This window comes from Polynucleobacter sp. Adler-ghost (genome assembly GCF_018688495.1).
Classification (GTDB): domain Bacteria; phylum Pseudomonadota; class Gammaproteobacteria; order Burkholderiales; family Burkholderiaceae; genus Polynucleobacter.
This window is the reverse complement of record NZ_CP061320.1, coordinates 1907166-1919283: the sequence shown is the minus strand read 5'-3', so window position 1 is coordinate 1919283 and position 12118 is coordinate 1907166. Positions and strand designations below refer to the sequence as shown.

The window sequence follows — 12118 nt, the reverse complement described above, 5'->3', positions numbered from 1 at the left end:
GTTTTTGCTAGTCAAGAATTAAAGTAGTTCTATAGGGGATCAAAATATGAATAAGCATTTTTTCAAAGCAGTTTTGTTAAGTGTCAGCTTAATATTTGCTACTGTTGGTCATGCCAATGCTGCCCGTTTAGGCAGCGGTAAAAGTATTGGTAAGGCACCAAGTGCGCCAATGCAAAAACAAGCCACTCCCGCACAAAAGCCAACTCAACAAGCACAACCGGCTGCACCAGCTGCGGCTCCTCAAGCGCCAGCACCAAGTCGCTTTGGTGGTATGGGTGGCATCTTGGGTGGCTTAGCCGCAGGTCTTGGTATTGGCTTCCTCTTATCCCATTTTGGCTTAGGTGAGGGTGCATCTTCTTTGATTACTGGATTACTGATTGCAGCTCTAGCAGGCTTTGCCATCATGTTCATTATGAGAAAAATGATGCCCGCTTTATCCGGCGCCAATAAAAGTCCTCAAATGACTTCACAAGGTATGCAGCGTAGCAATCTAGACCAGGCGCCAAGACAAGAGCCGGCTTTCACACCGGCTGCTAGTGCATTTAGTGGCGTTGCTGCTGAGCCTGCGCCTTTCCAATCAACGCTTCCGCCAGGGTTTGATGAATACGCATTTTTGGATAATGCTAAACAGTTTTTCTCGGGCTTACAAAAGGCGTGGGATCAGGGCGATTTGGCTGCATTACGTGAGTACACCACCCCAGAGATGTTTGCCACAATTGAGCAAGATCTAGCTGGACGTGCTGACAGCGCTAATCAAACCGATGTAGTGACACTCAATGCGCAGTTACTCGGAATTGAAACAGCTGACAATACGTACTACTGTAGCGTGCAGTTCACTGGCATGATTCGTGAGCAAGTGGGTGCACAGGCAAATAGCTTCTCTGAAATTTGGAACCTCAGCAAGCCAGTAAGCGGTCCTGGAGGCTGGGTACTAGCGGGTATCTCTCAGTTAGTTTAAGCTTGTAGTACTTTCCACTGAAAGCCCGCACTTGTGCGGGTTTTTTACACTGATGAACACCGTATCTCCCACTACCCACCATATTGCAGCGTCTGCCGCTTGCCGAGGCATAAACCATGTCCTCAAGGCAGAGCCATGGGCTATGGCGGAGTTGGCTCGCCATGCTGGCAAAGTCATTTTGCTGGGCTTGCCGATTGGGCAGCTCTTTTTTGAGATAGCGGCCGAGGGCTCCCTCGTTGCATTGACTCATGCGGATACCCCGTCATTAGAGTTAGAGGTTTCCTCTGAAGCATTGAGCGCTTTAGCTGGCGGACCTGGCAACTTGCGGGAGCAAGCCATGAAGTCAGTGAAGATTACTGGCGATGCTGACTTGGCACAGCTATTGGGCCGCTTAGCAGGCCAAATTCGGTGGGAGTATGAGGAAGACCTAGCGCGTTTCATTGGCGATGCGCCTGCAAACTTTGCTGTACGTCAAGGTAAAAAATTCATTGCTGCTGGGAAATCTGCAGCGACCGATCTAATAGAAAATGTAATTGAATATGTCAGTGAAGAAAGAAAAGTCCTCTTGAATAAACGAGATTTTTTAATTCGTAAGAATGAATTAAATGTGTTGCGTGATGCGGTTGATCGTTTAGAAAAGCGCATCCAACTTTTAGACCGAAAAGGTTAATTCATTGTGCGTCGTTTAGCCCGTCTCTATTTCATTTTCTTTACCGCATGGCGTTATGGCTTATTGCCACTACTGCGCGATATTCTGAAGCCTGGGATTTCCCGTGGTCTATTAAGTATTCTTTGCTGGATATCACCAGGACAATCTCTACCAAGGGGTGAGCGCATCCGCCTAACCTTAGAAGCACTCGGTCCGATCTTCGTTAAATTTGGACAAGTGCTTTCTACTAGACGTGATTTATTGTCAGAAGATATTGCCAACGAATTGGCAAAGTTGCAAGATCAAGTACCACCATTTTCCAATGCAGAATCACGACTCTTAATTGAGAAGGCGCTTGGTTTACCGATTGAAGAAATCTTTATTAGTTTTGATGCAACACCGGTAGCTAGTGCGTCTGTTGCTCAAGTACATTTTGGAACTTTACGTGCCACTGAGAGGCATCCAGAGTGGGATGGTCGAGAGGTTGCGATCAAGGTCCTACGTCCAGGCATCCTCCCCGTCATTGAGAGCGATATTGCTTTAATGTACGACCTGGCAAAAATTATTGAAAAATTATCTTCTGACGGTCGTCGTTTAAAGCCAACTGAAAACGTTGCTGAGTTTGATAGGCATCTGCATGATGAGCTCGATCTCATGCGTGAGGCTGCTAATGCCAGTCAGTTGAGAAGGTATTTTGTTGATTCCGACAAGCTCATGATTCCAGAAATGTACTGGGATTTATGTCACACCAATGTGATTGTCATGGAAAAAATGAACGGTATATCTATCGGTCGTTTTGATGAATTGCGGGCCGCTGGAGTAGATTTCAAAAAATTAGCAGCAGAAGGTGTAGAGATATTTTTTACTCAAGTATTCGAACATGGTTTTTTCCATGCAGATATGCACCCTGGAAATATCATGATTAGCCTAGAGCCAGGTAGCTTTGGGCGATTCATTTCTCTGGATTTTGGAATTGTTGGTGCATTAAGTGAAACCGATAAAAACTACTTGGCACTCAACTTTTTAGCCTTCTTTAATCGAGATTATCGGCGTGTAGCAGAATTACACGTGGAATCCGGTTGGGTACCTGCAGATACCCGTGTGGAAGAATTAGAAGGTGCGGTACGCTCCGTTTGCGAACCTTACTTTGATCGACCTCTAAAAGATATTTCTTTAGGCATTGTTCTAGTGCGCTTGTTCCAAACATCTCGTCGTTTTAAGGTCGAAGTACAGCCGCAACTGTCCCTGCTATCAAAGACATTGTTAAATGTGGAAGGTCTGGCACGTGAATTAGACCCCGATCTCGATCTTTGGCAGACTGCAAAGCCGATTCTGGAAAAATGGATCAGCAGGCAGTTGGGTTGGCGTGGATTGCTTGAGGGGCTGAAAAGTGAAGCCCCTTCTTGGGCAAAAATACTGCCAACCTTGCCCCGCCTGATTGCGGAGAGTTTGGCACAAGGGCGCGGCCCGCAAAGAGACCAAAATGCTGAATTAGAGGTCTTAAAAGGCCTTTTACTGCAGGAAAGACGGACCCATCGCCTTTTAGTGGGGGCATTGCTGTTTGCGGGCGGCTTTTTGGCTGGGATTCTGATAATCGGCCTTGGTCTTTACTAGACTGTCGCCGGCTGCCGCTTAAACCGCTAAAATGCCAGGTTAGGCAAAGCGTAAGCGTGGGCAAATGAAAAAATACTTTATCGCAGGCATTCTGGTGTGGGCACCGATGTCAATCACCATTTGGGTGATTGCATGGGGATTGGGTCTGCTCGATGGTGTTTTTGGTTCTGTAATGCATGCCATTATTGCCGTGTTCCCCAATCAGTTTGCCGGTGATTTACAACATTTCCGTGAATTACCAGGTGTGGGCATCCTGATTGTGATTTCAGTCATCATGATCACTGGGTTGCTTGCAATTAGTTTTGCGGGGCAGTGGTGGATGAAGGTATGGAATCGCTTGATGAATCGCATTCCGATTGTGCGATCGATTTATTCCAGTGTTCAGCAAGTATCTTCCACTTTGTTTTCTGGCAGTGGCCAGGCGTTTAGCAAGGCATTATTAATTCGCTATCCCCATGCAGATTCTTGGGCGATTGCGTTTCAGACTGGTATGCCAGCAAAAGAAGTTGCTGCTAAGTTGGGCGAGGATTACGTGAATGTTTTCCTACCGACGACTCCAAATCCAACCTCTGGATTTTTTATGATCGTCCCACGTGCTCACACCATTGCATTAGAGATGAGTGTCGAAGAGGCGCTCAAACATATTGTTTCAATGGGCTCAGTTCCCCCCACCAGTTCAACTGGTTTGACTGCTAGCCAGTCAAACCCCCATCTTTGATTTATAGGAAATTGTTATGTCGATGCGAAGCCATACCTGCGGTCAGGTAACTGAATCACTCATTGGTCAAGAGATTACCCTTTCTGGTTGGGTTAATCGTCGCCGCGACCATGGTGGCGTGATCTTTATTGACCTGCGTGATCATCAAGGTTTTGTGCAAGTTGTTTGCGATCCAGATCGCCCTGAGATGTTTGCATTGGCTGAGCAGGTTCGCAATGAATTTTGTGTTCAGATTAAAGGTTTAGTGCGTGCGCGTCCTGCCGGAACTGAGAATAATGATTTAGTTAGCGGCAAAATTGAAGTGCTTTGTCACAAGCTAGTTATTTTGAATGCGTCCATTACTCCTCCATTCCAATTGGAAGACGAGAACTTATCTGAGACTACTCGCTTAACTCACCGTGTTTTGGATTTGCGTCGTCCACAAATGCAAAAGAATTTACGTTTACGTTATAACGTCGCTATGGAATGCCGTCGTTATCTCGATGCTGCAGGTTTTATCGATATCGAAACACCGATGTTAACGAAGAGCACTCCTGAAGGTGCACGTGACTATTTGGTACCTTCAAGGGTGCATGATGGTCAGTTCTTTGCTTTGCCACAGTCTCCCCAGTTATTTAAGCAGTTGTTGATGGTGGCTGGTTTTGATCGTTACTACCAAATTACTAAGTGCTTCCGTGACGAAGATTTGCGTGCTGATCGTCAGCCTGAATTTACTCAGATCGATTGTGAAACCGCTTTCTTGGATGAGCTAGAAATCCGTGAGTTATTTGAAAACATGATTCGCCATATTTTCAAAATCACCATGAACGTAGAGTTGCCTAATCCATTCCCAACCATGCCTTACTCAGAAGGTATGGCGCGCTTTGGTTCAGATAAGCCAGATCTACGTGTGAATTTTGAATTTACTGAATTGACTGACTTAATGAAGGATGTCGATTTCAAAGTATTTTCTGGTGCAGCAAATCAAGAGGGCGGACGCGTAGTTGGTTTGTGCGTACCTGGCGGTGCTGAGATTAGTCGTAGTGAGATTGACGACTACACGCAATTTGTAGCGATCTATGGCGCCAAAGGTTTGGCATGGATCAAAGTAAACTCCGTTGCAGAAGGTCGTAATGGCTTGCAATCTCCAATTGTTAAGAACTTGCATGATGCTGCTATCGATGGCATCTTGAAGCGCACTGGCGCCAAAGATGGCGATATTATTTTCTTCGGTGCTGATAAAGAAAAAGTAGTGAATGATGCTATCGGTGGTTTGCGTCTGAAGATTGGTCACTCTGCTTGGGGTAAAGAGCATGGCCTATCTACCGAAGGTTGGAAACCATTGTGGGTGGTTGATTTCCCCATGTTTGAATATGATGAAGACAATGCCCGTTGGGTTGCATGTCACCATCCATTTACTAGCCCTAAGGATGAGCATATGCAGTATCTCGAGTCCAGCCCAGGAAAGTGCTTAGCTAAAGCCTACGACATGGTTCTGAACGGTAGCGAGATTGGTGGTGGATCTGTCCGTATTCATCAAGAGGCAGTGCAAAGCCAGGTATTCCGTGCCTTGAAGATTGGTGCTGAAGAGGCTCAAGCGAAGTTTGGATTCTTATTAGATGCCTTGCAGTATGGTGCGCCTCCACACGGCGGTATCGCATTTGGTTTGGACCGTATTGTGACGATGATGACAGGTGCTGAATCTATTCGTGATGTGATCGCCTTCCCGAAAACACAGCGTGCACAGTGCTTACTTACTCAGGCTCCTAGCCCAGTAGATGAGCGTCAGCTAAAAGAGCTTCATATTCGTTTGCGCCAAGCTACCCCTGTCGCTTAAGTAAGACAGTATTTAAATCACCTTGAAAATCCCCATTTCGGTTTTAGTTGTTATTTACAAATCAAATGGGGAGGTCTTGCTAATCGAGCGGGCCGATAAAGTCAATTTTTGGCAATCCGTCACCGGTAGCGTTGATTTCCTTGATGAGGATCTTAGTGTTGCCGCCGCACGCGAAGTCTTTGAAGAGACCGGAATTGATGTGCAATCTCTGCCAGCGAACTCCTTGCAGGATATGCATCATCAGATTGAGTATGAGATTTATCCTCAATGGCGTCACCGCTACGCCCCTGGAGTGACCAGAAATACCGAGCATTGGTTCTCCTTACTGGTTCCAGATGAGGTCTCAGTCAAATTGGCGCCAAGAGAGCACGTTGCTTATCAATGGCTGCCTCACGCTGAAGCAGTGAATCTATGTTTTTCTCCCAGCAATGGTGCGGCAATTCTCAAGTTATTTTCTGCACGTCAGAGCGTAACTGACTAAGATAGAGTGATGAGACATTCATCAGGGCATCATCATTCAGCAACAGGTTCGAAGCCATCACAGGGTAGTGACTGGAAGGTTATTCGTGACTTACTTCCCTATCTATTGGAATACAAGTTTAGGGTAGCGATCGCTCTGACATGCTTGGTTGCTGCTAAGGTTACCAATCTTGGCATTCCGATTTTGATGAAGCAATTGATTGATGAGCTCAATATCAAAGCGGACTCTCCTCAAGTTTTATTAGTAGTACCAGCCGGATTGATATTGGCCTATGGCCTATTAAGAATATCTGCCTCATTATTTACTGAGTTACGCGAATCCCTCTTTGCTCGCGTTACTCAAAATGCAGTGCGTAAAGTGGCTTTGCAGGTTTTCGAGCATTTACACTCTTTGGCCCTCAGCTTTCATCTGGCTCGTCAAACTGGGGGAGTCAGTCGAGATATTGAGCGTGGTACTCGCGGTATTCAGTCGCTGATTTCTTATTCCTTATATAGCATCCTACCAACCCTGATTGAGTTCTGCTTGGTGCTTGGCTACCTGGCTTACGCATACGATATGTGGTTTGCCATTATTACCTTAGTTGCTTTGGTACTCTATATTGTCTTTACGGTAGTGGTGACAGAATGGCGAACGCATTTCCGCCGCACTATGAATGACATGGATTCCAAGGCGAATCAGAAGGCAATTGATTCATTATTGAATTTTGAGACGGTGAAGTACTTTGGTAATGAAGCCTTTGAGGCTAGTCGTTACGATCAAAATCTGATCCGCTACCAAACAGCTGCAGTGAAGTCTCAAAAATCTTTAGCCGTACTCAATCTTGGGCAGCAAGCAATTATTGCCGTTGGATTAGTCTTAATTTTGTGGCGAGCAACTCAGGGTGTGATTGATGGATCTATGACCTTGGGGGATTTGGTATTGGTTAATACCTTGATGATTCAGTTGTATATCCCACTAAATTTCTTAGGCGTGATCTATCGTGAGATTAAGCAGGCGCTGACAGACATGGATCGTATGTTTTCACTTCTCAATACAGAGAAGGAGATTGCGGATGTGCCTAATGCTCAGCCTTTACACATCAGTAATCAAGGTCGCGGCCCGGATGTTCGTTTTGAGAATGTCTCTTTTCATTACGAGGCTAAACGTGAGATTCTGAAGGATGTTAGCTTTAATATTCCAGCGGGAACTATTACTGCTGTCGTAGGCCAAAGCGGTGCTGGTAAGAGTACCTTAGCCCGCTTACTATTTCGTTTTTATGATGTTCAGTCCGGCAAAATTCTCATTGATGAGCAAAACATTGTGGATGTCACTCAATCGAGCTTACGCAAAGCGATTGGCATCGTTCCTCAAGACACCGTTTTGTTTAATGACACCATTGGATACAACATTGCTTATGGCAATCCCAGCGCTTCGATTGAAGAGGTTCATGAGGCTGCCAGGGCAGCGCAGATTGATCGTTTCATTAAGCATCTCCCAGATGGCTACGATACCCAAGTAGGCGAGCGTGGTTTGAAATTATCTGGCGGCGAGAAGCAGCGTGTTGCGATTGCGCGCACCTTACTCAAAAAGCCAGCCATGTTAATTTTTGATGAGGCAACATCGGCGCTGGACTCTAAAACTGAGCGGGCGTTTCAGGAGGAGCTCCTTGGCTTGGCTAAAAACCGTACGACTTTAATTATTGCCCATAGGCTTTCTACCATTATTCATGCTGACCAAATTTTGGTAATGGAACATGGCCAGATAGTGGAGCGTGGAACGCACGTAGAGCTATTGTCTGCTGATGGCCGATATGCTGAAATGTGGCAAATGCAAGAGCGCATTGTTCTTGATTAGAATGCCTACATGAGCCAGCAAGAAACTATTCTCAAAAATGCCTTTGCCGCAGCTTTAGCAGTTGCTGACCCAAACAAAATCGTTCCTGAATACCTCGGCAAGATCTTTCCTCAAGGCTTTGAGCCCAAGGGAAGATGTTTAGTGGTGGGCGCAGGCAAAGCCAGTGCGTCAATGGCAAGCGCACTAGAATTACATGCTCAGAGCTGTTGGCCTAATGCCACTATTGAGGGGGTGGTATTGACCCGCTATGGACACAACTCCCCTACTAGTCATATCCAAATTATTGAAGCAGGTCATCCCGTACCCGATCAAGCGGGTATGGACGGCGCTAAAGAAATCTATCGCTTGGTTGGTGAATTACAAGCTGGCGATGTTTTAATTGCCTTAATTTCCGGCGGCGGTTCAAGCTTGCTCACTTTGCCTCAAGCTGGCATCAGTATCGAAGATATGCGCAAGACTACCGAAGCGCTATTACGCTCTGGTGCGCCAATTGAAGAGATGAATGTCGTTCGTAAACATTTGTCAGCGATTCAGGGTGGTAATTTGGCAAGACTGGCTATTGCACGTGGTGCTCGAGTGGAAGCGTTGCTGATTTCCGATGTGACTGGAGATTCTCCTGCAGACATTGCCAGTGGCCCTTGCGCGCCAGATTATTCGACCTACCAAGATGCATTGGATATTTTGGCTAAATATCACTTAAGTTCTAACTCTATTCCAGAGTCTGTTTCATCCCATTTGCAGCGTGGTGTTGCTGGGGAAGTTCCAGAGACCCTAAAAGAAGCAGATCTACAAAATGCGACGGTAAGTAATCATGTAATTGCTACGGCCTATAAGAGTCTTGAGGCTGCAGCAGACTACGTTCGCACACAAGGTTATGAGCCAGTGATTTTGGGCGACACCATTACGGGCGAGGCGCAAACTGTAGGGATAGAGCAAGCCTCTTTGGTGCATCAACACTTAATGATGAAGGCTGATAAGCCAATCGCGCTCATTTCGGGTGGTGAGTGCACAGTAACTATCCCCAATGGAATTAAAGGCCGCGGTGGTCGCTGTAGTGAATACCTACTTTCATTCTTCGCCGCAACAAGCGATCTTGCGAATGTCTCTGCTTTGGCTGCAGATACCGATGGTATCGATGGTAGTGAAAAGAATGCCGGTGCATGGTTTACCCCTGAGATCCGCCAGACCGCTAATAAACAAGGCTTGATCCCTGCACAGTATCTAGATCAGCACGATTGCTATGGTTTTTTTGCGCAATTAGATGCTTTGGTGGAAACTGGCCCCACACTGACAAACGTGAATGATTTCCGCATCATCTTGCTAGATAAATAATTATGTCCAATAGCCCAATACAAATTCAACTGATTCAGCCAGATGACTGGCATTTGCATATTCGTGATGGTGAAGTGATGCGAGATGTATTGGCGGATACCGCACGCCAATTTGCCCGTGCCATCATCATGCCAAATTTGAAACCTCCAGTGACTACGGTTGAGTTGGCAAATGCGTATCGTGGTCGCATTGAAGCTAACCTTCAATCCTTAGGCGTGACTAGCTTCACACCATTAATGACCTTGTATCTCACGGACAACACTACTGCTGATGAAGTGCGTAAAGCAAAGGATGCTGGAATTGCTGGATTTAAGCTTTACCCTGCAGGAGCGACAACTAACAGTGATGCAGGTGTGAGTGATATCAAGCGATGTTATGCTGCACTTGAAGCAATGCAGGCTGTCGGTATGCCCTTGTTAGTGCATGGTGAAGTGACTAGTGCGCATATTGACATCTTTGATCGTGAGGCGGTGTTCATTGATCAAGTACTCGAACCTTTGCGTAAAGATTTTCCTGAGCTCAAGATTGTGTTTGAACACATTACTACTAAACAAGCTGCGCACTACGTGCGTGATGCGCAAACTGCTGGAAAAAACAATATCGCTGCCACGATTACTCCGCAACATTTATTAATGAATCGCAATGCGATTTTTGCTGGTGGTATTCGTCCACATAACTACTGCTTGCCAGTACTTAAACGTGAAGAGCACCGTATTGCCTTGCTAGAGGCAGCAACAAGTGGCAGCCCTAGATTTTTCTTGGGTACAGATAGTGCGCCCCACGCCAAGGGCGCTAAAGAGGCTGCTTGCGGTTGTGCTGGCTGTTACAGCGCTTTCAATGCCTTAGGTTTGTATGCTGAGGCATTTGAGAGTGTTGGCAGGTTGGACAAACTTGAGGGCTTCGCTAGTTTCTTTGGCCCAGATTTTTATTTATTGCCACGCAATACTCAGAAAGTAACTTTAGTGAAGCAGGCGCAAAATATTCCTGCAGAGCTTCCTTTGGGTGGTGACACGATTGTGCCGCTTCGTGCAGGTGAAACTATTGCTTGGACCTTGGCTTAAGCCAGTTAAGACTTTTTCTATTCATTTTTAGGATAAATTTCTGCGACTGCGTTAGACTGCAGGCGCAGAGTCAATTGGGCAATCGCCGCCTCTTTATTGAGGGGGAGGAAAGTCCGGACTCCATAGGGAAGGGTGATGGCTAACGGCCATCCACGGTGACGTGAGGAATAGGGCCACAGAGACGAGCGTATTTGGTTACGGTGAAACGCGGTAACCTCCACCTGGAGCAATCCCAAGTAAGCAGGCGATGAGGCGTCCCGCTGAGTCTGCGGGTAGGGAGCTTGAGCCGTCAGGTAACTGCCGGCCTAGAGGAATGATTGCCCCTAGATGTAAATCTGGGCGACAGAATCCGGCTTATCGATTGACTCTGCACTTTCTCAACACTTATTCGTCATTCAGGACGTCGATGGAATAAGTAATTTCTGCCGTTTTAGCGAGCATGGTTGTCGCGGAGCAATACTTGTCATGAGAAAGCTTTACTGCCCGCTCAACCTTAGATGAATCGAGGTTTTTACCCTTAACTGTGAAATGCAGATTAATTTTGGTAAATACTTTGGGCTCAGTCTCTGCCCGCTCGGCTGCCAGCTGGACATCGCAAGTACTAATCTCTTGGCGCGCCTTTTGTAGGATTAAAACCACATCAAAGGCAGCGCAGCCGCCAGTTCCTACCAAAATCAGCTCCATAGGCCTTGGGGCACTATTTTTGCCGCCAGCTTCAGGTGGTCCATCCATGGTGAGTTGGTGGCCACTACCTGTTTTTGCCGAAAACGCCATGCCGCCATTACCCAACCAACTTACTTGACATTCCATGTTAGCGACCCCTAATTTAAAAAATTAATCAATATTATCAATAGTTTACCAATAATTACCGCTTGTAGTGGCTAGCTGTTTTTTGCCAAAAAGCAGCAGAAAATTGATTTTGGTCAATATTCTTGCGTTGCACCATATTTCTCGATACAATAACCACATTGGTAGCCAGTCTTATATAAGAGATTGATTTACCTCCCAGTGTCTCCTCCACTTAAACATAGGTGGATTCCAGCCCAGGACTCGTTCCTGGGTTTTTTTTGGGTTACAATTCAAGGCTTTACTGAATTACCGAACCAGTCAGCGGTAATTGTTTTACCAAGTGAATTACAGAATCTGCGAGCTTGCAAACATAAGCAGGGCCAAGGTGGACGTAGTTTGATTGGAGTAATTTTTTGACTATAACAATTTGAGAAATCATGAAAACTTTTTCTGCAAAATCCCATGAGGTAGTGCATGAATGGTTCGTGATTGACGCTACGGACAAAGTCCTCGGTCGTGTCGCCAGTGAAGTGGCACTCCGTCTACGCGGCAAGCACAAGCCTGAATACACCCCACACGTTGATACTGGCGACTTCATTGTTGTCATCAACTCTTCTAAGCTACGTGTTACAGGCACAAAAGGCTTGAACAAAATTTATTACCGTCACAGCGGATACCCAGGTGGTATTAGCTCTACTAACTTCGACAAGATGCAAGATCGTTTCCCAGGTCGCGCATTAGAGAAGGCTGTGAAGGGTATGTTGCCAAAAGGCCCACTAGGTTATGCCATGATTAAGAAATTAAAAGTCTATGGCGACGCCAGTCATCCGCATGCGGCTCAACAGCCAAAAGCGTTAGAGATTTAAG

The 12118-nt window shown here is 46.2% G+C and carries 11 protein-coding genes and 1 other RNA gene; 11 read left to right on the top strand and 1 reads right to left on the bottom strand.

Annotation, left to right across the window (positions count from 1 at the left end):
* Nucleotides 1-46 precede the first annotated feature (46 nt).
* From ICV89_RS09925 to rnpB, 10 genes are all read left to right on the top strand, one after another.
* Entirely contained in the window at nt 47-958 is a 912-nt protein-coding gene (locus ICV89_RS09925; RefSeq protein WP_215308486.1) for a Tim44 domain-containing protein, read from the top strand.
* Nucleotides 959-1010: 52 nt separating this feature from the next.
* Nucleotides 1011-1628 (top strand): SCP2 domain-containing protein, encoded by a 618-nt coding sequence (locus ICV89_RS09920; RefSeq protein ID WP_215308485.1) that lies wholly within the window; start codon nt 1011-1013, stop codon nt 1626-1628.
* 6 nt (nt 1629-1634) lie between these two features.
* On the top strand, nt 1635-3221 hold the full coding sequence (gene ubiB, locus ICV89_RS09915) for a ubiquinone biosynthesis regulatory protein kinase UbiB (protein WP_215308484.1): 1587 nt from the start codon (nt 1635-1637) through the stop codon (nt 3219-3221).
* Between the two features lie 64 nt (nt 3222-3285).
* Nucleotides 3286-3939 carry a DUF502 domain-containing protein gene (locus ICV89_RS09910; protein ID WP_215308483.1) on the top strand — a complete coding sequence of 218 codons (654 nt, stop codon included), beginning with the start codon at nt 3286-3288 and terminating at the stop codon, nt 3937-3939.
* A gap of 16 nt (nt 3940-3955) precedes the next feature.
* Nucleotides 3956-5755, top strand: a complete 1800-nt coding sequence (gene aspS, locus ICV89_RS09905) for an aspartate--tRNA ligase (protein ID WP_215308482.1) — start codon at nt 3956-3958, stop codon at nt 5753-5755.
* A gap of 16 nt (nt 5756-5771) precedes the next feature.
* Nucleotides 5772-6236, top strand: a complete 465-nt coding sequence (gene nudB / locus ICV89_RS09900; RefSeq protein WP_215310394.1) for a dihydroneopterin triphosphate diphosphatase — start codon at nt 5772-5774, stop codon at nt 6234-6236.
* Between the two features lie 9 nt (nt 6237-6245).
* Complete coding sequence (locus ICV89_RS09895) at nt 6246-8069, top strand: ABC transporter ATP-binding protein/permease (protein ID WP_215308481.1); 1824 nt, start codon at nt 6246-6248, stop codon at nt 8067-8069.
* Nucleotides 8070-8078: 9 nt separating this feature from the next.
* Nucleotides 8079-9401, top strand: coding sequence for a glycerate kinase (locus ICV89_RS09890; RefSeq protein WP_215308480.1), 1323 nt, complete (start codon nt 8079-8081; stop codon nt 9399-9401).
* Nucleotides 9402-9403: 2 nt separating this feature from the next.
* Nucleotides 9404-10462 (top strand): dihydroorotase, encoded by a 1059-nt coding sequence (gene pyrC, locus ICV89_RS09885; protein WP_215308479.1) that lies wholly within the window; start codon nt 9404-9406, stop codon nt 10460-10462.
* Nucleotides 10463-10528: 66 nt separating this feature from the next.
* Nucleotides 10529-10835, top strand: an RNA gene (rnpB, locus tag ICV89_RS09880) — RNase P RNA component class A.
* An 11-nt stretch (nt 10836-10846) separates the two neighbouring features.
* Here the strand turns inward: rnpB and ICV89_RS09875 are convergent.
* Nucleotides 10847-11272: an OsmC family protein gene (locus ICV89_RS09875; protein WP_215308478.1), complete on the bottom strand. Its 426-nt coding sequence runs from the start codon at nt 11270-11272 to the stop codon at nt 10847-10849.
* 416 nt (nt 11273-11688) lie between these two features.
* Here ICV89_RS09875 and rplM point away from each other — a divergent pair, with 416 nt between their 5' ends.
* Nucleotides 11689-12117 carry a 50S ribosomal protein L13 gene (gene rplM, locus ICV89_RS09870; RefSeq protein WP_015422034.1) on the top strand — a complete coding sequence of 143 codons (429 nt, stop codon included), beginning with the start codon at nt 11689-11691 and terminating at the stop codon, nt 12115-12117.
* The last annotated feature ends 1 nt before the right edge of the window (nt 12118 follow it).

What these genes read in the sequence shown, in the direction of transcription:
- ICV89_RS09920 (WP_215308485.1), top strand. Translation starts at nt 1,011, where the DNA reads ATGAACACCGTATCTCCCACTACCCACCATATTGCAGCGTCTGCCGCT.
- pyrC (WP_215308479.1), top strand. Translation starts at nt 9,404, where the DNA reads ATGTCCAATAGCCCAATACAAATTCAACTGATTCAGCCAGATGACTGG.
- rplM (WP_015422034.1), top strand. Translation starts at nt 11,689, where the DNA reads ATGAAAACTTTTTCTGCAAAATCCCATGAGGTAGTGCATGAATGGTTC.
- aspS (WP_215308482.1), top strand. Translation starts at nt 3,956, where the DNA reads ATGTCGATGCGAAGCCATACCTGCGGTCAGGTAACTGAATCACTCATT.
- ICV89_RS09875 (WP_215308478.1), bottom strand. Translation starts at nt 11,272, where the DNA reads ATGGAATGTCAAGTAAGTTGGTTGGGTAATGGCGGCATGGCGTTTTCG.
- ICV89_RS09890 (WP_215308480.1), top strand. Translation starts at nt 8,079, where the DNA reads ATGAGCCAGCAAGAAACTATTCTCAAAAATGCCTTTGCCGCAGCTTTA.
- ICV89_RS09895 (WP_215308481.1), top strand. Translation starts at nt 6,246, where the DNA reads ATGAGACATTCATCAGGGCATCATCATTCAGCAACAGGTTCGAAGCCA.
- ICV89_RS09925 (WP_215308486.1), top strand. Translation starts at nt 47, where the DNA reads ATGAATAAGCATTTTTTCAAAGCAGTTTTGTTAAGTGTCAGCTTAATA.
- ICV89_RS09910 (WP_215308483.1), top strand. Translation starts at nt 3,286, where the DNA reads ATGAAAAAATACTTTATCGCAGGCATTCTGGTGTGGGCACCGATGTCA.